This is a genomic window from Bacillus sp. 11C (genome assembly GCF_055486375.1).
In genome coordinates, this window is record NZ_JBUPVZ010000002.1 from 313718 (window position 1) to 332696 (window position 18979).

Consider the following 18979-nt stretch of genomic DNA (forward strand, 5'->3'; position numbering starts at 1 on the left):
ATATAAAAGCCAATAATCTTAAAATTAAATCCGTTGTAACTTTTATAGGTCCATTTATAACAAAGAAGGGCGGAGTTTCCATAAAACCCGGTGAAAACCGTGAGAAAAGAACTGATTTTTTTGGTTATTTGATGCTAATCCATTCAAAAAGATCCATTTCTCAAAGACAAAAGACTCCCTTACCCAAAACCACTTGAGGAGGAAAAAGAATGTTCCAGAAAAAAACGCAAGCTGTTTTCCTAATTCTTCTGCTGATGATGTTTACAGCCGCTTGTTCCGGAAGCAAAACAAGCGCGGAGAAGAAAGAGTCAGAAACAGAAAAAAGCTCAGATATAGCTCAAGTCAAACTCAAAGATGTCTCTTATACACTGCCGTCTAAATATGATAAGTCCACTACAGATGGCCAGCTTGTGTTAAAAGTCAATGTCGCTGTGAAAAACACAGGGAAAGAGCCGCTGAATGTAGACAGTATGGATTTCACTTTGTACCAAGATGATACCAAAATGTCTGACACAGACCCTGAAGACTATAACGAAAAGCTGCGCAGCAGCACGATTAACGCTGATAAATCCGTTGAAGGAAGCCTTTTCTTTGTTGTAGATAAAGGCGAGAAATACGAGCTTAACTATACGCCGGAATCTTATGGTGATAAAAAGCCAAAATCAGTTACTTTCAAAATTAATGGCAAAGACAAAAAAATCCTTGCAACAGCCGATCAGCTACAAGACTCTGCAAAAGCATTATCGGCTTATGTTGACGTCCTTCTTTTCGGTAAAGACAACGCTGATTTCGAAAAAATCACCGGTGCAAACAAAAATGAAATTGTACATGATTTCAACGAATCAGCCAAAGACGGCTATCTCTCTGCTTCCGGCCTTTCAAGCACATACGCGGACAGCAAAGCGCTTGATAATATCGTGAACGGCATTAAAGCGGGATTAAGCAAAAACTCTTCCATCCAGGCGAAAACAACATCGCTCTCTAAAGACGAAGCAATTGTTGAAGCCACAATTAAACCTGTAGACGCGTCTTCGCTCTCAGACCGCATCGAAGACAGAGTAAAAGACTACTACAGCAAGAATGCTGGCGCGAGCTATGAGGATGCTGTGAAATACGCGCTTCAAGTATATCCTGAGGAATTCAAAAAGCTCGGACCGGCTTCATCTGAAAAAACGGTTGAAGTGAAAATGAAGAAGAACGACATCGACCAATGGCAGCTTGATATGGACGATTACAGAGCGGCAGAATTAGTCGAAGCATTCATCAAAGAATAAAACACCAAAAGGAAATAGCCCGCGGCTATTTCCTTTTTTATGTAAAAATCCCGCTGATAAATTCCACTTCATCTTCGGTCAGTTCAATGTTCAAGGTTTTCAAGTTATCTTTCAATTGCTCTGGACGCTTAGCGCCTGGAATGATGGCGTCTATTGCCGGTCTCGTTAACAGCCACGCCAATGCGACATGTGCCGTCTCCGCTTGTTTTTCCTCCGCCACCGCTTTCAGCTTATCTACTTTTTTGAGGTTGTGAATAAACGTTTCTCCCTGAAATTGCGGCTTATCCTTTCTAAAGTCATCGAAGACCGTATCTTTCGTGAATTTTCCTGTCAGCAGTCCGGACGCGAGCGGAAAATAAGGAATAAAGGATATGCCGTGTTTTTCACAGCATGGAAGAATCTCCCTCTCGGCATCACGCTGAATGAGAGAGTATTCTGCCTGGAAGACCTCCAAATAGCCGTCTGCATTAAATTCCTGCAATTGCTGATCATTGAGGTTTGAAGCGCCGATCGCTTTGATTTTCCCCTCATCCTTCAGCTCCTTCAACGTGCCCGCCACTTCAGCGAGAGGCGTTTTGCCATCCGGGAAATGAACATAATATAAATCAATGTAATCTGTTTTCAGCCGCTTCAGACTCTTTTCCACCTCGCCGCGAAGAAAATCCCGGCTGTTGTCTAATTCAATGCTGCCATTCACTTCTTTATGGGCCCCTTTGGTGGCAATCATGAGCTCATTCCGTGCGCCGCGTTCCTGCACAACTTCGCCGATTAATTCTTCAGAACGCCCCAGTCCGTATATAAAGGCGGTATCAATAAAATTCACGCCGCCATCCAATGCCGTTCTCACCAAATCCTTCCCTGTTTCATCATTCAGGTTCGGAAATAGATTATGTCCGCCGACCGCATTCGCGCCGAATCCGATCCGCTTCACCTGCAGCTTCGTTTTGCCAAGAGTACGTGTTTGATCCATTGTTTCTTCTCCTTCGAAACCAATTTTGATGAAAAATAGTGCAGGGTCACTTTCTGTATTAGATATCCTTTTTCTATTTTCCTCCTTTTATCAGGATATACAAAAAGGAGAAAGTGTATTTCTCCTTTTGCAAGTTTATTTTGGCAGAACCCATTTATCCTTCAAGAAGCAGGCTCTGGCCAGTAAAAAGAATATGGCGATGAGCACGGCGATGGTTCCTGATGTATACAAAATGGCAGCCGGGTCAATCATCCCGAATAAAAGCTGTTTGAATAAAGCGTGCAGGTTCAGAAATGGGATGAAAAAGTATGATAAATCAAATTGGTTCGGTGCCTTGCTGAGGATGAAAAACATCGGGAACACAGGCAGAAAGACGACAAGAGACATATAGCTTTGCGCTTCTTTTACCGAGCTGGAAATGATGCTGATGAAAAGCTCCATCGCAGAGATCAGCAATGCAGAAAGCACGATGATTAAGGCGGAAGCGCCGAGCACGACCCACATATGATCTCCCAGCTGGAAGGCGGTCCTTAAATTTTCGGTAAATAACACGGTGGACAAAATCAAAAACACCAAAGCCAATACGCCTGAAGCAATTCCAAAAGTGGAAACCGCCAGCCACTTGCCGACCAGCACTTTGTTTCGGCTGACCGGCGTCAACAGCAGCGCTTCGATTGATTTCCTGTCCTTTTCCCCAGCCATGATATCAAGAGCAATCGGCATTGCGCCCGACACAATGGATGTCAGGATCAGCATGGGCAAAATGGCAGAAATCATAATAGCCGAAGCCCCTTTCTCCTCGTCCCCTTCCTTTTGCTGAATCGTAAACGGCTGGATTACCGATTGATCAATATGCTTATTTGTTAAACGGTCTTGGACAATTTCATTTTTGTACTGATCTAAGGCAGACTGCACAAGCTGCATGGCATTTGACGAGCCTTGATCGATTGAATTACCGTAAACATCAATCTTAAAAGGCGTCATGCTGTTGACATATGAATCGAACTCTTTCGGGACGTTCAGATACACATCTGCTTTTCCGTCATCAACCGCCTCTTCAGGATTTGTAAATGTTTTTACGCTGATCTCGTTAATCGCATTGAGCTTGCTTTCCAGTGCGGACGGCAGAGAATGGCCGACAGCCAGTGTGTATTGCTCCCCTTTATCGGACAGCATGCTCTCATAAAAGAAAACAAGCCCAAGCATTGTAATCATCGGAACTAAGATCGTGAGTAATATCGTTTTTCTATCGCGCAGCGCGTCGATCATTTCTTTTTTATAAATATGGCTCAGCATTTAAGAAATCCCCCTGACAAGCTTAGACATAAAGATGTAATTCAAATCGTCGCTTCGCTCGCTCTCGTATAATGATTCAAGCGCTCCCCGATAAATCACCTCTCCGCTGTGAATCATGATGACACTGTCACAGAGCGCCTGCACTTCCTCCATAATGTGACTTGAAAAAAGAATGGTTTTTTGTTCTCTTTTCAGCTGTTGAATGAATTCGCGGAAAATGTTGCTGGATGTAATATCAAGCCCTGTTGTCGGTTCATCAAATAAAATGATGTCCGGATCGTGAATCAGCGCTCTGGCAATGGCGACTTTCTGCCTCATGCCTTTCGAAAACCCGCCCACTCTCCTGTTCATATAATCGCGCATGCCGAACCGTTTCGATAAATCTTCTATTCTTGCTTTGATTTCGTGACGGTTTAACCCGTACAGCCGGCCGATGTATTGCAAATTTTCTTTAGCGGTCATCCGGTCGTAAAGTCCGGTTTCTCCTCCGAATAAGACACCGATTCTTTTTTTGACCTCGGCCGGCTGCTTGACCGTGTCAAAGCCGGCTACTGTAATTGCACCCTGTGACGGCTCAAGCAAGGCAGCAATCATTCTCAGCATTGTTGTTTTGCCGGCACCGTTTTCTCCGAGAATGCCGACGACTTCTCCTTTTTGAATGGTTAAGCTTACATCTCGCACCGCTTTAACTACTTTTTTCTTATCATGAAACCTGCGGCTGCAATCGGTCAGTGTAATCATGTCACAATCTCCTTTTCGTTATTTCTAGTAATGACTATATACGAAATGCTGGATTTGTTGGATAAAGTTGTCGCGAAGAGTTCTTTTTATGTCGCGAAATAGGATAGAATAAAGATGATTCTATGTAACTAGGGGAATGATAATGGTAAAAGTCGGACTTGTCGATGATTATCGAGTAGATTTAGAGAAACTGGAAGCGATCGTGTCCAGAATACAGGATGTCGAAATGGTCTTTTCGACCGATTCAGCGGAGGAAGCCTACAGGCGGGTGAAGAACGGAGACATTGATCTGCTGCTTGCCGATATCGAGATGCCTCATATGTCTGGGTACGAGCTTGCTGATTTGATCAGATCCCATTCGCTTGATGTGGATGTGATTTTCGTCACCGGCAACGGCGGCTATGCCGTTCACGCCTTTGACCTGAACGTCCATGATTATATTATGAAGCCGTACCATGCTGACCGGCTGAAGGCTTCTTTCGACCGTTATGTGAAAAAGAAAACGGAAACGAGCTTGAATGGACGGATATTAATTAAGCAAAAATCTGAAATGCACGTCCTGCAAAAGAAAGATATCATCTTCGCAGAACGGACGGGACGTTCGACGACGATTGTGACAACCGCCGAAGAGGTGCAGACGTATCAAACATTAAATGATATTAAAGGCGACCTGCCTGAGAAGGATTTTCTCCGTTCGCACCGTTCTTTTATTATCAACATTCATTACATAAAGCATTTTTCCGCTTATACAAAGCATTCATTTACGGTCGCCTTTGAGGGAACACCTAAAAAAGCGATGATCACTAAGCAGCAGCTTGATTATTTTCAAAACTACTATTTTTGAGGAGTTCGGAACGTGATAACCTCTTTTCAATGTCTTTGCTTGTTTTTATTTAGTTTCATATTTTATCAGGGGGCTGCTGCTCTCTCGCACAGTACAGCTGTCGCTTTGCTCGCGGCTGCTTTGGGCGCGGCGGCGGCAGGCTTGTACCTTTGGAAAACGAAGCGGGTGTGGGACAGCTGTTCCCTCCAGCTTTGTGCTTGGATTGCCGTAATTCAAGTGATGTCATTTTCAGCAGTGGTCCTAAATGGCGCTTCCATATTGCCGGAATTGTGTGTGATCGTGATATTTGCAGCGTGTGAAGGGGTCCGTATCGGACAGTCTGCCTCGTTGGCTAGGCTTTTTGATCAAATTGATAAGCTGACGCAAGCTGAACAGCACGCCAATCGAATGCTGATGGATGTCAGAAGCCGAAATCACGACACAATGAAACATATGACAGCGATCCGTTCAGCGCAGTCCAAGACAGATACACAATCATATATCCAAAACTGGACGGATCAGTACAGTCAATATGACCGTTTTTTGAAGGGAGAGAATGCGTATGTTGCAGGGGTGCTTTACGATTTTCTTGAAAAAGCACGTGCTTCAAGTGTGAAGGTTTCGCTGCATATGTATACACCGCTTTCTTCACTTCCGTTTTCACCCGCTGATCAGGTCAGCTTGGTCGGCAACCTATTGGAAAATGCGCTCGACAGCGCAGCGGAGGCCCGAGAAAAAGCGGAGATTAAACTAGAAACCTCGCTGCGCAGCGGGCTTTATGTGCTGATTTGCGAAAACAGCACGCCCGGCATGGACCCAAATGTGCTCGACACACTGTATCAATCATTTGGCCGTTCAACGAAAAGCGGCGATCATGAAGGCATGGGCACGTATATCATTCAAAAACTGGTGAAAAGCGCTTCTGGCAGATTGGATTTTACCTATCGCCACCCTGTCTTCCGGTTAGAAATCAAAATTCCTGTCCAGAAATAAAAAAACCTTGAAAAGCCCGGCTTTTCAAGGTTTTTTTCATTATGAGGATAACGCTTGTGCAAAACGGTCCGCTTCGTCTTGCAGCGTGCTTTCAATTTCTTTGTAGCGGCTGGAAATGGTAGATGCGCTGACGCCGTATTTTTTCGCCAGTTTGGCTTGAGAAACGGACGCGCCGTTAAGAGAAATCGCATTTACATAATATTCAACTGCCGCCGCAAAAGCTTCCGGTTTTCTGATGACAGGTGATTTTTTCTCGCAGAATGTTTTCCAGATATCAATGACAGCAGGAATCAATTCATTCGGATACTCATCTCCGCTCATGCCTTCTTCGATAGCCGCAGCTGTTTCTTTCTCCATGTCGTTTGCCCACTCAACGCTGCTCTCTTCCGCTGCCTCTGCTTGCGGCTCTTCCTCTTTCTCCGCTAACAGCGCGAACAGAACGTTGTTGAATTCTTGCTTCATGAAGTCCTCCGGCGTTTTGCCGTTCTTCACAGCGGCATCCGCATATTTCTTCACCTTGCTGATCAGCGCTTCGGTTCTCTTCACCGGGAAGATCGTGAACTGCATGAAGAATTCTGCTTTTTCCGCTTCATGGATCGGATAACCGAGAATCAGGCTTCCCGCTGGCGGGAGGTCTTGGTTATTGGCATCCATTTCCACTTCGAATTGTTTTGTCGTCATCACATCCTCAAAGTGAATGACACCTTCTTTCAGGTCTTGTAGCAGCAATAACGCAGGCGTCATGCTCTTCCATGATTCAACGATCTCACGCGTTTTCGGACGAGTGATCGAATCGCCTTTTTTCTGAAGGTAATCTTCGAAAATGGTCTTTTCACCAGCAAGAGGGTGGAAGAAGATTCCCCAGATCCCTAAGTTAAATACGCTGATGTCTTTCGTCTGTCTGTCCATAGCAGAAAGAAAATCATGCTGATTGATAAATCCTGACATGCTTTCTCTATGTACTGTGAAGGCAAACTCCACTAAGTCTTCCTGAATTTGTTTTGCTTCTTTTGCCGCTAGTTCTGTCGGGAAGTCGACAACTTTACTTCCGCAGCATTTTTTATATTTCTTGCCGCTGCCGCACGGGCAAGGGGCATTTCGTTTCACTTTTCCCACAATAAACCCTCCGAATTCTGTTGTAACTTTTCTATTTTAACAAAAATAACTTCTGAGGGCTTGGTTTCGGGCTAAAAAAGAATTTGGTAATATGAAAAGCCGGCTGGCGATGTTAATTTACCTATGACATTTTAACTGGATTTTGTGATTCGAGACTTATGAACTATTCCCCCTTAAGGCTCGTCTTTTTTACAATCATTAGGTGTTTATCAAAATGTAAGGAAGTGTTTATGTTGGAACCAGCTGGTTTTATGCTGCGCGCCTGCGCTCTCATACTTGATGTGATCATCGCAGCCGCAGTAATTTTGGCATCTGGATTTACGTTTGGGGACGGGTCCGCCGGCGTCATTGTTGCCGCCATTTTGATGCTGCTTGTGTATCCTTTGCTGATGCCGCTGACAAATTGGAAGGGTACACTCGGAAAAAAAATCATCGGGCTGCAAATTGTGAGGGACGAAACATGCGAGAAAATCACCCTCCCACAGGCCATTGCCCGTTACATGATCGCGTGGGTGCATGTATTCTCCCGCCTGATCTATTTGACAGCCGCCTTTACGAAGAAAAAACAAGCCGTTCATGATATGGCGGCGAAAACGATTGTGCTGAAAGCAGAATAACCTTGAAGAATAGACATTCTTCAAGGTTATGTTTCTCATTAGTTCGTATTTTGGCCTCCGCCGTTCAGTCCTTCTTTAACCAGGCTGTTGACTTGGCTGCTGTATAGAAGGCCGATGTGGCCAACCCCATGAATTTGAACATTTTTAGCACCGTCTAATTTGGATAAATAGTTCATGACAATCATATCGGCACTGCTGTAAATGGATGTGTATAAAATCTTTTGATTTGGATCTGTTCCCGGCAGCGCCTTGCCTGTCGTCAAACGATTCGCGCCTCCAAGCGTTACGACGTTTTCAATTTTATTTCCGCCGTCCAGATTTTTTATGTAATAAAGTGAGTTCGCGCCCCCCATGCTGTGAGCGACAATATCCACTTTTTTCGCACCTGTTTCGTCCAACACCTTTTTCACAAACCGTGATAATACCGGGCCATTGTTATAATTCGTACCTGTCTTGTCCCAAAAATCAACTGCATACAGCTTGCTCCGAGACCAGCCCTGAGATACGAGATAGCTCTTAATACCTGCAAAATTGTATGATGCTCCTCCAATACCGTGTACCATAACAACCGGATTGTGTTCAGCGGCCTTTGCTGACGGCTGCACCGCAAATAGCGATGTAACTGACAGTACCAAAATTGTTACAAGTGCAATGAACTTACTTTTTACAAATTTCATAATATCCTCCTTTTTTTGTAACAAATTCTCCAATTATATTACGTTACCAAATTAATTAATCAAAGGGTAATTTTACCTTATTTTTAAAGAGATTTTAAGGTTCGGAGGGGTATCTTTTTCCTATTTTTGTTTTTAAAATGAATATATTGACAATATTATCGCCGTTGAGTTCAATATGACCATCATTTTCGGTACTGTCTCGATTTGTTTCTGTTCATTGTTAGCGTTAAGCAGTGAGTCTCACGTCGTCTTTACTAAAGGTCATTCAATTTTTGCACTTACTTCCAATCAATAGTTCTGGCATTATTTTGCCTATGAAAATGAAGAAAGGTTTGAACTTCGCAGTGAATTTACTAAAGAGTTTTGTGTTTGGAGCATTAGGGGCATTATTCATGTCAAGTGTTAGAGAACATTTTTCTTTCACTGTGACATTAATCGTTTTAATTGTTGTTATCGCAGTTGCATTCATTCTTGATGGTGTATGGAAAAGGCATAAAAAAAAGAGAGAAGAGGAGTCATCCTTTTCTCTCTTTTAGGTTATTTGGTTTGATTTTCGTCTTTGGGTTTAGTGAATTTCGTGGAATATCCAGCGATTAATAAAAAGATAATGGCAAGAAGATAAGCTAAGATGCCTTGGTGAAATACGTATATTGAAATGACGTGAGATACTGCGGCAAGAAGGATGAGGATCATTGTGTATCTATTGAATCGCAAATGAGGGACCCCCCCTTATGGGTTTCTTGAATCATTTTACCATTTGCAAATTCAAAGATAAAGAAAGCCAAAAGCACCCAGAGTCCCTTCAATTTTTGTTTTTCATACAGTCAATTTCTCTTGACAACTGATGGTTGAATCATGATAATAGACCAGTCACTATATTTTTGATTGCAATTCAGTGAGGTGGGAATGTTATGAGTTATGGAGATTCCCGTGAGAAAATCCTTTCGGCAGCTACCCGGCTTTTTCAGCTGCAGGGTTATTACGGCACGGGGCTGAGCCAGATTATAAAGGAAAGCGGCGCGCCTAAAGGCTCTCTTTATTACCACTTTCCGGGCGGTAAAGAACAGCTGGCGATCGAAGCGGTGAATGAGATGAAGGATTATATCCGACAGAAAATCGCGGACTGCATGGAAGCGTACACCGATCCGGCGGAAGGCATTCAAGCTTTTTTGAAGGAGCTTTCGTGCCAATTTTCATGTACGGAAGACATTGAAGGCTTGCCTGTCGGTTTGCTTGCGGCTGAGACGTCATTGAAAAGCGAACCATTGAGGGAAGCCTGCCATGAAGCCTACAAAGAGTGGGCCCTTGTGTATGAGGAAAAACTGCGGCAGGCAGGCTGCAGCGAGAGCCATGCTAAGGAAGCCAGCACCGTGATTAACGCGATGATTGAAGGCGGTATTCTTCTATCTTTGACGGCAAAAAACAGCACACCGCTCCTTCATATCTCCAACCGCATTCCTGCCCTGCTGAAGAGATAAAAAAAGACATACTATACAAGCTGAATGAATACATTCAGCTGACAGAGAGGGGAAATGATTTTGGAAACAGCAGCTAAAGCATCTCCGCAATACAAAGTGATGCCGATTATGATTTCCTTGCTGTTGGCCGGTTTTATCGGCATGTTCAGTGAAACGGCACTGAATATCGCGTTAACCGATCTTATGAAGGAATTGAACATTACAGCATCAACCGTTCAATGGTTGACGACAGGCTACCTGCTTGTACTTGGTATCCTCGTTCCTGTATCAGGCCTGCTATTGCAGTGGTTCACAACTAGACAGCTTTTTACCGTGTCACTTATCTTTTCAATTGCAGGCACCTTGATCGCGGCGCTTGCGCCGAGCTTTCCGTTTTTATTAGCGGCTAGAATCGTTCAGGCTATTGGAACGGGGCTTTTACTGCCGCTGATGTTTAACACGATTTTGGTGATTTTTCCGCCGCATAAAAGAGGCGCGGCGATGGGGACGATCGGGCTTGTCATTATGTTTGCGCCAGCCATCGGCCCGACTTTCTCCGGATTGGTTCTGGAGCACCTCAACTGGCACTGGATTTTCTGGATCTCTCTTCCGTTCCTTGTGCTTGCACTTGTTTACGGTATGGCATACATGCAAAATGTATCTGAGATTACAAAGCCGAAAATTGATGTTTTGTCTATCATCCTGTCGACGATTGGTTTCGGCGGCATTGTGTTTGGATTCAGCAACGCGGGTGAAGGCTCCGGCGGATGGTCCAGCCCGACTGTTATCGTCTCACTGATTGTCGGCGTTGTCGGTCTTATCCTATTTTCATTCCGTCAGCTGACGATGAAGCAGCCGATGATGAACCTCCGTGCATTCAAATACCCGATGTTTATTTTGGGCGTACTCATGGTGTTCATTTGCATGATGGTCATCCTGTCGTCTATGCTGCTTCTGCCGATGTATCTGCAAGGCGGCTTAGTCCTGACGGCATTTGCTGCTGGTCTCATTCTCTTGCCGGGCGGCATTTTAAACGGTTTAATGTCCCCTGTTACAGGCCGTCTGTTCGACAAATACGGACCGAAATGGCTTGTCATTCCGGGATTTGTGATTGTCACTGTTGTCCTTTGGCTCTTCTCGAACGTCACTACAACTTCAACGGCTGTGATGATTATCATCTTGCACACCTGCTTGATGATCGGGATCTCTATGATTATGATGCCTGCGCAGACAAATGGTTTAAACCAGCTTCCGCGCGAGTTTTATCCAGACGGCACCGCCATCATGAACACGCTCCAGCAAATGGCGGGCGCTATCGGAACAGCGGTTGCGGTCAGCATTATGGCTGCAGGCCAGCATGATTATATGAACACAGCCAAAAATCCTGCCGATCCGGCAGTCATCCCGCAGGCTTTGACAGCGGGCGTACAGCATGCGTTTGTGTTCGCGATGATTGTGGCGATTATCGGTTTAATTGGCGCTTTCTTTTTGAAGCGGGTTAAGGTTGATCATTAATATGAAAAGCCCCTGATCTCAAGGTCAGGGGCTTTTATATGTTTACATGTGCCGCAATCAGCGCGCGGAGAAAACCGCCGCGATTTCATCAATCGCATGACGCAATTCATCCTTCGTGTTGTAAAAGTGGGGAGCCAGACGGATGACAGTGTCCCGCGGCGCGCAAATCACTTTTTTCTTCTTCAGCAGCGCCGCCGTTTCCGATGCCCGCTCATCCCGGACCGCAACCATTCCGGGATGATGCCCCGCTTGTGCCGCCAGCTGCAGGCCTTTATCAGCAGCATATCGACAGGCATCGGCACAGATCGTTTTGACATGATCCCGGATATGAGAAACCCCGATATGATTCAGCAGTGATAAAGCCGATGCCGCTGCGTATACACTGATAAAAGCAGGGGTGCCTGTTTGAAAACGCCGCGCGCCTGTCGCATAAGCCTTATCGTTCTCTCTGCCGAACCAAGCTGATGCTTTCGGCTTAAGCGCATCCGCCAGCTCCTTTCTCACATAAAGAAACGCCATTCCCGGTATGCCAAGCAAATACTTCCGCGTACCTGCCGCCAGCATATCTACTCCCCATTCCTTCACATCAATGGGAATGTGCCCCGCTGATTGATAAGCATCCACAAATAACAAAGAACCCTTTCTCTTAGAAATCGCAGCGATCGCTTTTACATCCTGAACAAAGCCGTCACGATAATGAACGTGCGGAACACACGTCAGCACTGTTTCATCGGTAATATGTGTTTCATATTGTTCGAGAGGCAGTCCCCCGTCTATTGATGGAATGACAGATACGGCATAATCGGATTGTGACTGCCAAACATGGGACACCGCCGGAAAATCCATCTCCGTATACACAACATGCTTCTTTCCAAAAACAGATAAAGATGATGCTACGGAAACGAACGCATCAGAAACTGACGGCACAATTGCAATTTCATCCGGTTCAGCCCCTATCAGCTTTGCAAACTCATTCCTCGCACTCTCTGTTTTTTCGATCGCTTCATTCCAGTTCGTCCCCATATGCAGCAGGCTGTCATGATAGTCGTTGATCGCCCTTGATACAGGCTCTGCCAACGCGCTCTGAGAACAGCTGGCAAGCATCGTATGTGTCTGCACGGTTGGGAACAGCTGGCGATACTGCTGCGGTAAATGTTCCATTGGCGATTCACTCCTTTTCATTATTTTGAGGAAAAACCCAAAAATAAACAATAGAATAAAAGGAAAAAGGAGATGGGAAGATGAGAAAAAAAGTGCTGATCACAGGCTTTGACCCTTTTGACAAAGAAACCGTCAATCCATCATGGGAAGCGGCGAAACGGCTGAATGGCTTTGAAACAGATGAAGCAATCATCACAGCAGAACAAATTCCGACTGTTTTTAAAACCGCTCTGGACACTCTGCGGCAAGCCATTCAGAAGCATCAGCCGGATGTCGTGATCTGTGTCGGCCAAGCCGGCGGGCGGATGCAGATCACACCGGAACGGGTGGCGATCAATCTTGCAGACGCGCGCATCCCCGATAATGAAGGACATCAGCCGATTGATGAAGAGATTTCTCCAGGCGGGCCCGCCGCTTACTGGACCGGGCTTCCCGTGAAACGCATGACTGCGAAAATGAAGGAAAACGGCATTCCGGCCGCTGTCTCTTATACAGCGGGCACATTTGTATGCAATTATTTGTTCTACGGATTAATGGATCACATTAGCCGGACATCCCCGCACGTTCGCGGCGGGTTTATTCATATCCCTTTCATTCCAGAGCAAACAATCGACAAAACAGCGCCGAGCCTCAGCTTAGACACGATTGTCCGGGCATTGAGGATCGCCGCTGTTACGGCCGCACAATACGAGCAAGATTTGAAGTCACCCGGCGGGACGCTGCACTAAGCGGCCGCCGTTTCGCTCGTCAGCCTCTTTTTGTAGACAAACGCCGATAGGGTGACACTCACTTCAAACAAGACAAACAGAGGGATCATAACGAGAAAATCAGAAATGAAATCAGGCGGTGTAATCAATACGGACACGACAATCAGCAAAAAATAGGACAACTTTCTCGCTTTGGCCAGCCTGTAGGGATTTAAGATGCCCAGCCTTGTTAAAAACATCACCACTAAAGGCATTTCAAACAGAAAGCCAAACGGCAGGCTCAAATTCACCATAAACCTGAAATAGCGGTCCGCCGTAAACATTGTTTCAAAATGCCCAGAAGACAAATGAGTCAAAAAACTGAGTACGATTGGAAACAAGACAAAGTATCCGAAAGAGATCCCCGCCAAAAATAACGCAAATAACCCGGGTATGTACATGACCGTCACCTTGCGCTCCGTTTTCGTCAGCGCCGGGGCTACGAAACGCCATAGCTGGTAAGCGGCAACAGGGATGGAAGCCGCAATGGCACAAATACCGGCAAGCATCATATACACCCAGAGAATTTCACTCGGTCCAAGCACAGCCAGCTTCCCATCCAAATCTCTAATCAGCCAGTCATAAATATCCTGCACAAACAAAAAAGCCGTGATGAGAAATAGAAGAAATACCGCGAGGGTCACGATAATTCGGCGGCGAAGCTCTTCTAAATGCCCGATCAGATGGGTTTCTTTTTTATCCATTCAAAAAAGCCCTCCCTTTCATAAAAAAAGAGGCAGACCCGGTGTCTGCCTCATCAGCACTCAGCCCGCGTTTTTGTCCTGCTTTACCGCTGTCAGCTCAGCCGATTTTTCTTCTTTTTCATCACCAGACACAAGTGATTTTGTGGCGCTTTTAAATTCCAGCAGTGTCCGTCCGGCCGCACGTCCGATTTCCGGCAGCTTTGAAGGGCCAAAAATAATGAGGGCGATGACAAAGATCAGAATCAAGCCCGGTATTCCAATGTTTGAAAACATACTTTTCACTCCTTAATTCGTGATTTTTGCCCGTTTCTTAATCATTTGTTTTTCGTGGGCTTTGTTGTGTGCAAAGAAACGATCCTCTTCAACTTCATCGGATTGCTTCACCCCGCCTTGGACTGTCGTGGAGGATACCTTTTTCAATCCAGTTTGGTCCTTTTGATAAACGAATGAAGCCCTAGTTGAAATGGCTGCGCCAGGCTCTGTCACAAACGGTATTACCCGATAATCGGCTTTCCACTGGTGAGGCGTCACGGTACAGCGGACATATCCGCGATAGTCGTTAAAAAACTTAATGTGCGGATTTTCTTTTAAAATTTTGTCTGTGTCCGCCCGTTTATCCGCACCGTTCCCTCCAGAGGTGATCGAAGTTCCGACAAACTCAGCCCCGAAAATCTTTGAACTTGTCTTCTCAAAGTCGACGTGCAGATTTGATGCCCAGCTTGCATGTACATCACCTGTCAGCACAACAACATTATTCAGATTTTTACTTTTAATGAAATTGATGACCCGCTCGCGCTGAGCCGGATAGCCGTCCCACGAATCCATGCTGTAGATCGGACTAGCGCTTGTTCCGAAGTTCCACTTCGCAAAGAAAATCTGCTGCGGCAGCACATTCCAGTAAGCGTTTGAGTTGCTCAAATTGTTGAAGAGCCACTGCTCCTGTTCTTTTCCTAACAAAGTCCGATTCGGATTGCGCGATTCATCGGAAGGCGGCTTATTGCCGTCATTATTGGCCTGGTCATCTCTGTACTGGCGGGTATCAAGAACATTGAAGGACGCCAGGTTTCCGTACGTAAAATGACGGTACAGCTGCATATCCGGACCGTTCGGCAGAGAGGAGATGCGGAGCGGCATATGTTCATAGTACGCCTGATACGCAGCTGCGCGGCGGAGTACGAACGCTTCAACCGACTGTCCTTTTTCCGGGACTTTATTGGCATAGTTGTTTTCGACTTCATGGTCATCCCATGTCACAACCCAAGGGAACGCCGCATGTGCAGCTTTTAAATTCGCATCAGAACGATATTGGGCATGGCGGTTCCGATAGTCTTGCAGCGTTATGATTTCTGCGCTGTTGTGCGTGCGGACATTGCCTGTTTTTGAAACATATTCATTTGGACCGTATTCATAGATGTAATCACCGAGATGGAAGACAAGATCAAGCTTTTCCTTCGCCATATGCTTGTAGGCCGTATAATATCCATGCTCATATTGCTGGCAGGAAGCGAACGCAAAGGTCATTTTCGGCACATTGGCACCAGGGGCGGGCAATGTTTTTGTTTTTCCGACAGGGCTTAGTTCATGTCCGGTTTTGAAACGATAATAGTAGACTTTATTTGGCTCAAGCCCGTCCGCTTCTATGTGAACAGAGTGGGCGAGACTCGGTTTGGCCATTTCAGTGCCCTTTCTCACGATCTTGCGGAAATGCTCATCCTTTGCGACCTCCCATTTGACCGGCACCGCCTGCTTCGGCATCCCCCCGCCATTCAGCGGATCTGGCGCTAGACGCGTCCAGAGCACGACACTGTCAGAAAGCGGATCTCCAGACGCGACCCCTAGCGTAAACGGATAGCTAGAGAACTTAGGCGCAGCATTGACTTCAAATGCACCAACTGACTGAGCAATCGTTAATCCAAGAGAAAGCCCTGCAATCTTCCCCGCTCCTTGAATAAATTTGCGGCGGTCAAACGTATTGTTTTGAAAGCTTTCCTCTTTCAACTTCTGTACCCATTCATCAAAACGACTGTCGTATGCCATTCAAGATCTCCTCTCTTCTCATTGATCGCCTCCATTATAGGAAATCATTGTTAAATGGATGTGAAGAAGTGTGAACCGATTGTAAGCGCTGAACTACAGAAACAGGTCTTCACTCACAAGCCTGCCGCTGAAACTTGCCGAAAGCTGGCTAAATGGCGCGTTTTCCGCATATCCTGTCGTTTGCAAGCCGCCCATTCGGACTATTTTTCTTCACATGATCTTAAAAAAACAAAAACACCGAGCCATTTCGCATAATGACTCAGTGCCGTACCAGTTATTTTGAAAATAATCTGCTGAAGAAGCCCTTCTTTTTCGGCTTTTCAGCAGGTGGCTCTTGTTCTCTTACAATCCCTTTTTTCTTCGCTTCTTTCAGCCAAAATGGAAATTCAGTAAGCAAAGCGTCATAAAGCTCGTCATCAGAAATACGGTCGATCTCTTCGATACGCAGGAAGCTCGAATTATCAACGACACGTCCTTCTAACGTATCCAGTTTATTGAGAAAATCGAAGTTTCCGTTTCCGATGCCGACAAACTGCCAAAACACCGGCTTGTCAGAAGAGGCTTCAATAATTGATTTGATCGACTTTTTACAGCCTCCATCATTAATAAAAACGACGAAAGCGGGATAAGAACTGGGTTCCTCTGCAACATATTTGCGCAGCACGTCCTTCATGACCGGCGGCTCATCATTTCTGCCGAATTTATGCAAGCGGTCATTATTCAAAATTTCTCGATCGACATAGCCCGAAAAATCCTTTTCAGAAACTGGCTTTAATCGGGAGAATTCGTTATCATACACCCATACATCCAGTAATCCGTTATCATCAAATTGATCGGCCACCGCCAAAATCCGTTCCACCACGTTTTGAACCGTTCCGTTTTTATAGAGCGTTCTCATTGAACCCGTAATATCAAGCACAAGTCCGACACGAGCCGTCACCTTCGTTAATTGCTTTTTCTCCAGTACGATCTTTACGCTTTTCTTTTGTAGGTCTATTGTTGCCATTCTGTCATCTCCGTTTTTTTCTTTGATTATCTCACAGGAATATTTTCCATTGTATATCTTTTCAAAAAAAAGCACCGTTCAATTTGAACGGCGCCCTGTCTCTAAAATGTGTTATATACATTTTCACACGTTTCCCCAGTCGGCTGATAAAAGCAGTGTGACTTGTATCTGGCTACAAACGGCTGGTTATACCACTGAGGCGGACAGTTCCCCTCCGGCCTGAAGTACCACAAACTAAATTTTGCAGGCCAGATCCTTTCACCATTAATCGACCGTCGTGCAAGGGCACGCTCGCTGTCTCGAGCCCTTTGATAAAAATATCCATGAGTCACAGCCTCAAACGCGTGCGGCTGAAAAATCATCTGCCTGATGGTGCGGAGGCCTTTAAAATCTGAGCAATTCGCCCTTAGCCGGTTAACTCCCACGTTGCCAACAAGCAGCATCCCCTGTTTGCCTTCGCCTTCCGCTTCAGCTCTGAGCAGCCTTGCCAGCAAATCGACATCTTCACTCGTTGCTCTCACGACCGCCATCACGTCACCTCCCCTTGATCTCCTTTCATCATATTGCAATACTTCAAAAGTGATGACGGAGGACAGGAGAAGTTTTTAATTTATTCATGCGGATTTGCGACAAAGCCTAAAAACAAAAGACTTGTTGTTTGTTCATCAGTGATGGCAAAGAAAAATGGGCGGTTGGCCGTCAAGGTAACATCTGGCGCCAGTCCGGCCTCAACAATTTCCGCTGACGAGGCAGCCGCAGCCTCGGTGCCAGATTCATTCACCTTGATAAATGTATGGTGATTCACATCGTCGATTGAAACACCCCGGCCTTCAGTAAACATTCTCGAAAAGTCAGCATCGGAAAAGACGGAAATCAGCCCCATATCACGAAGAGCGTGTTTTACGTTATACCTCCCTTTCAATGTAAAACGGGGCATACTCAGCTTTACTGTTTTTGGCTGAAATTCGCGGTCCCAAGCTTTTATGTTTTGATTGGTGAAGAGGGACATGAAAGAAGCCGGCGTTTTCTTCGGCAGAAATAAAGTAAACGAAAGTTGTTGATCTTCGTATGGCAGCTTGACTGCTTGGAACAGATCATTTTCTAAGTAAGCGAGGCGTGCAGTCTGCTTCATCATCAGCAGTTTTTTGGCCGAGCCGTCAGGCAGAAAAAAGTGCTCCTCAGCGGTCACATGCTGTTCAAACGGCAGCGCCCACTTTTCTTGAAAATAGACGGCGTTTACCAAAAGAGAAACAGCTTCCGGCGAAAGATGATCCGCGATGTCATCAATATGCCCTTTCGTTTGGAGAGCCGTCCACTGATTGATCACGTTTTTTGCGGTCTGAATATTGTCATTCATTTTAAAGACACTGCCTGAGAAGAATTGTTTAATCGTTTGTTTAAAGTCCGGATCGGTCTCAAGCCTTGTCCATACAGCATTAGCCGTTAGCAGATCTCCTTCAGGCAAAGATTCAAACCTTTTCATGAGTGCGAACGATGACTCATTTATAGCTCTATCATGAATGTCCGACAAATTTAAAGCGGGTTTCATTTCTTTTAATGTATCTCCCGCAGCTCCATTTGCAATCATCACCAGCACCTGCTGTAAGCTGTACGGGGAAATCAGCAGATTGTCCGTTAACCCATCTTGAGCTGACATGTATTGAAACAACTCGGTTCCGAATGTACGCTCCGCTTTAATAAAACCCTCATGAATATCATAAGCTTTGTTTTTTGCAGAATCAGATAGTGAAGACGATTGAGCAGTTGACGCGGGTTCTTCAGCAGGTTTGCACCCGCCTCCGAACATCATACACACCAGCACCACTGTGAACATCTTTCCTTTCAT

General features: G+C 45.5%; 21 protein-coding genes and 1 pseudogene. 8 read left to right on the forward strand and 14 right to left on the reverse strand.

The window, feature by feature from the left end; translation table 11 throughout:
• Nucleotides 1–56 precede the first annotated feature (56 nt).
• Nucleotides 57–197 carry a hypothetical protein gene (locus ACY3LV_RS04200; RefSeq protein WP_148963115.1) on the forward strand — a complete coding sequence of 47 codons (141 nt, stop codon included), beginning with the start codon at nucleotides 57–59 and terminating at the stop codon, nucleotides 195–197.
• A 12-nt stretch (nucleotides 198–209) separates the two neighbouring features.
• Nucleotides 210–1274 (forward strand): DUF4352 domain-containing protein, encoded by a 1065-nt coding sequence (locus tag ACY3LV_RS04205; RefSeq protein WP_087993107.1) that lies wholly within the window; start codon nucleotides 210–212, stop codon nucleotides 1272–1274.
• Nucleotides 1275–1311: 37 nt separating this feature from the next.
• On the opposite strand, the gene ACY3LV_RS04210 is transcribed toward ACY3LV_RS04205, so the two are convergent.
• The 3 genes from ACY3LV_RS04210 to natA form a co-directional block, all read right to left on the reverse strand.
• Nucleotides 1312–2244, reverse strand: a complete 933-nt coding sequence (locus ACY3LV_RS04210; protein WP_464863429.1) for an aldo/keto reductase — start codon at nucleotides 2242–2244, stop codon at nucleotides 1312–1314.
• Nucleotides 2245–2379: 135 nt separating this feature from the next.
• The gene (locus ACY3LV_RS04215; RefSeq protein WP_148962896.1) at nucleotides 2380–3540 is read right to left on the reverse strand and encodes an ABC transporter permease; all 1161 of its coding nucleotides are present in this window, start codon (nucleotides 3538–3540) and stop codon (nucleotides 2380–2382) included.
• On the reverse strand, nucleotides 3541–4281 hold the full coding sequence (gene natA / locus ACY3LV_RS04220) for a sodium ABC transporter ATP-binding protein NatA (RefSeq protein WP_148962895.1): 741 nt from the start codon (nucleotides 4279–4281) through the stop codon (nucleotides 3541–3543).
• 142 nt (nucleotides 4282–4423) lie between these two features.
• Between natA and natR the strand changes: the two genes are divergently transcribed.
• Together natR and ACY3LV_RS04230 are read left to right on the forward strand one after the other, a co-directional pair.
• Complete coding sequence (gene natR, locus ACY3LV_RS04225; protein WP_333519131.1) at nucleotides 4424–5125, forward strand: two-component system response regulator NatR; 702 nt, start codon at nucleotides 4424–4426, stop codon at nucleotides 5123–5125.
• A gap of 12 nt (nucleotides 5126–5137) precedes the next feature.
• On the forward strand, nucleotides 5138–6097 hold the full coding sequence (locus ACY3LV_RS04230; protein ID WP_464863430.1) for a sensor histidine kinase: 960 nt from the start codon (nucleotides 5138–5140) through the stop codon (nucleotides 6095–6097).
• Between the two features lie 39 nt (nucleotides 6098–6136).
• Here the strand turns inward: ACY3LV_RS04230 and ACY3LV_RS04235 are convergent, their stop codons facing one another.
• Nucleotides 6137–7213: a helix-turn-helix domain-containing protein gene (locus ACY3LV_RS04235; RefSeq protein WP_464863431.1), complete on the reverse strand. Its 1077-nt coding sequence runs from the start codon at nucleotides 7211–7213 to the stop codon at nucleotides 6137–6139.
• A 233-nt stretch (nucleotides 7214–7446) separates the two neighbouring features.
• Between ACY3LV_RS04235 and ACY3LV_RS04240 the strand changes: the two genes are divergently transcribed.
• Nucleotides 7447–7830, forward strand: coding sequence for an RDD family protein (locus ACY3LV_RS04240; RefSeq protein WP_458867438.1), 384 nt, complete (start codon nucleotides 7447–7449; stop codon nucleotides 7828–7830).
• A 38-nt stretch (nucleotides 7831–7868) separates the two neighbouring features.
• Here the strand turns inward: ACY3LV_RS04240 and ACY3LV_RS04245 are convergent, their stop codons facing one another.
• Both ACY3LV_RS04245 and ACY3LV_RS04250 read right to left on the reverse strand, forming a co-directional pair.
• Nucleotides 7869–8507, reverse strand: a complete 639-nt coding sequence (locus ACY3LV_RS04245; protein ID WP_148962890.1) for an esterase/lipase family protein — start codon at nucleotides 8505–8507, stop codon at nucleotides 7869–7871.
• A gap of 537 nt (nucleotides 8508–9044) precedes the next feature.
• Complete coding sequence (locus tag ACY3LV_RS04250) at nucleotides 9045–9221, reverse strand: hypothetical protein (RefSeq protein ID WP_464863432.1); 177 nt, start codon at nucleotides 9219–9221, stop codon at nucleotides 9045–9047.
• A gap of 197 nt (nucleotides 9222–9418) precedes the next feature.
• Here ACY3LV_RS04250 and lmrA point away from each other — a divergent pair, with 197 nt between their 5' ends.
• Entirely contained in the window at nucleotides 9419–9985 is a 567-nt protein-coding gene (gene lmrA, locus ACY3LV_RS04255) for a transcriptional regulator LmrA (protein ID WP_148962889.1), read from the forward strand.
• 54 nt (nucleotides 9986–10039) lie between these two features.
• Nucleotides 10040–11479, forward strand: a complete 1440-nt coding sequence (gene lmr(B) / locus ACY3LV_RS04260; protein ID WP_148962888.1) for a lincomycin efflux MFS transporter Lmr(B) — start codon at nucleotides 10040–10042, stop codon at nucleotides 11477–11479.
• A 57-nt stretch (nucleotides 11480–11536) separates the two neighbouring features.
• Here the strand turns inward: lmr(B) and ACY3LV_RS04265 are convergent, their stop codons facing one another.
• Entirely contained in the window at nucleotides 11537–12640 is a 1104-nt protein-coding gene (locus ACY3LV_RS04265; RefSeq protein WP_464863433.1) for an aminotransferase class V-fold PLP-dependent enzyme, read from the reverse strand.
• Between the two features lie 80 nt (nucleotides 12641–12720).
• Between ACY3LV_RS04265 and pcp the strand changes: the two genes are divergently transcribed.
• Nucleotides 12721–13368: a pyroglutamyl-peptidase I gene (gene pcp / locus ACY3LV_RS04270; RefSeq protein WP_464863434.1), complete on the forward strand. Its 648-nt coding sequence runs from the start codon at nucleotides 12721–12723 to the stop codon at nucleotides 13366–13368.
• Here the strand turns inward: pcp and tatC are convergent.
• From tatC to ACY3LV_RS04305, 7 genes and pseudogenes are all read right to left on the reverse strand, one after another.
• Entirely contained in the window at nucleotides 13365–14090 is a 726-nt protein-coding gene (gene tatC, locus ACY3LV_RS04275; RefSeq protein ID WP_087993094.1) for a twin-arginine translocase subunit TatC, read from the reverse strand. The genes pcp and tatC overlap by 4 nt on opposite strands.
• A 60-nt stretch (nucleotides 14091–14150) precedes the next feature.
• Nucleotides 14151–14363 (reverse strand): sec-independent protein translocase protein TatAD, encoded by a 213-nt coding sequence (gene tatAD, locus ACY3LV_RS04280; protein ID WP_003223835.1) that lies wholly within the window; start codon nucleotides 14361–14363, stop codon nucleotides 14151–14153.
• A 12-nt stretch (nucleotides 14364–14375) separates the two neighbouring features.
• Nucleotides 14376–16127 carry an alkaline phosphatase PhoD gene (gene phoD / locus ACY3LV_RS04285; protein ID WP_464863435.1) on the reverse strand — a complete coding sequence of 584 codons (1752 nt, stop codon included), beginning with the start codon at nucleotides 16125–16127 and terminating at the stop codon, nucleotides 14376–14378.
• A gap of 18 nt (nucleotides 16128–16145) precedes the next feature.
• A pseudogene (locus ACY3LV_RS04290) lies at nucleotides 16146–16322 on the reverse strand (hypothetical protein).
• Nucleotides 16323–16401: 79 nt separating this feature from the next.
• Nucleotides 16402–17133, reverse strand: a complete 732-nt coding sequence (locus ACY3LV_RS04295; protein ID WP_148962883.1) for a vWA domain-containing protein — start codon at nucleotides 17131–17133, stop codon at nucleotides 16402–16404.
• A 101-nt stretch (nucleotides 17134–17234) separates the two neighbouring features.
• Entirely contained in the window at nucleotides 17235–17663 is a 429-nt protein-coding gene (locus ACY3LV_RS04300; RefSeq protein ID WP_148962882.1) for a cell wall hydrolase, read from the reverse strand.
• Nucleotides 17664–17743: 80 nt separating this feature from the next.
• Nucleotides 17744–18979: a serpin family protein gene (locus ACY3LV_RS04305; RefSeq protein WP_464863436.1), complete on the reverse strand. Its 1236-nt coding sequence runs from the start codon at nucleotides 18977–18979 to the stop codon at nucleotides 17744–17746.

Bases quoted from the DNA above. Each gene is read 5' to 3' on its own strand.
- ACY3LV_RS04205 (WP_087993107.1), top strand. From the start codon at position 210: ATGTTCCAGAAAAAAACGCAAGCTGTTTTCCTAATTCTTCTGCTGATG.
- ACY3LV_RS04210 (WP_464863429.1), bottom strand. From the start codon at position 2,244: ATGGATCAAACACGTACTCTTGGCAAAACGAAGCTGCAGGTGAAGCGG.
- ACY3LV_RS04215 (WP_148962896.1), bottom strand. From the start codon at position 3,540: ATGCTGAGCCATATTTATAAAAAAGAAATGATCGACGCGCTGCGCGAT.
- natA (WP_148962895.1), bottom strand. From the start codon at position 4,281: ATGATTACACTGACCGATTGCAGCCGCAGGTTTCATGATAAGAAAAAA.
- natR (WP_333519131.1), top strand. From the start codon at position 4,424: ATGGTAAAAGTCGGACTTGTCGATGATTATCGAGTAGATTTAGAGAAA.
- ACY3LV_RS04245 (WP_148962890.1), bottom strand. From the start codon at position 8,507: ATGAAATTTGTAAAAAGTAAGTTCATTGCACTTGTAACAATTTTGGTA.
- lmrA (WP_148962889.1), top strand. From the start codon at position 9,419: ATGAGTTATGGAGATTCCCGTGAGAAAATCCTTTCGGCAGCTACCCGG.
- ACY3LV_RS04265 (WP_464863433.1), bottom strand. From the start codon at position 12,640: ATGGAACATTTACCGCAGCAGTATCGCCAGCTGTTCCCAACCGTGCAG.
- pcp (WP_464863434.1), top strand. From the start codon at position 12,721: ATGAGAAAAAAAGTGCTGATCACAGGCTTTGACCCTTTTGACAAAGAA.
- tatC (WP_087993094.1), bottom strand. From the start codon at position 14,090: ATGGATAAAAAAGAAACCCATCTGATCGGGCATTTAGAAGAGCTTCGC.
- tatAD (WP_003223835.1), bottom strand. From the start codon at position 14,363: ATGTTTTCAAACATTGGAATACCGGGCTTGATTCTGATCTTTGTCATC.
- phoD (WP_464863435.1), bottom strand. From the start codon at position 16,127: ATGGCATACGACAGTCGTTTTGATGAATGGGTACAGAAGTTGAAAGAG.
- ACY3LV_RS04295 (WP_148962883.1), bottom strand. From the start codon at position 17,133: ATGGCAACAATAGACCTACAAAAGAAAAGCGTAAAGATCGTACTGGAG.
- ACY3LV_RS04300 (WP_148962882.1), bottom strand. From the start codon at position 17,663: ATGGCGGTCGTGAGAGCAACGAGTGAAGATGTCGATTTGCTGGCAAGG.
- ACY3LV_RS04305 (WP_464863436.1), bottom strand. From the start codon at position 18,979: ATGAAAGGAAAGATGTTCACAGTGGTGCTGGTGTGTATGATGTTCGGA.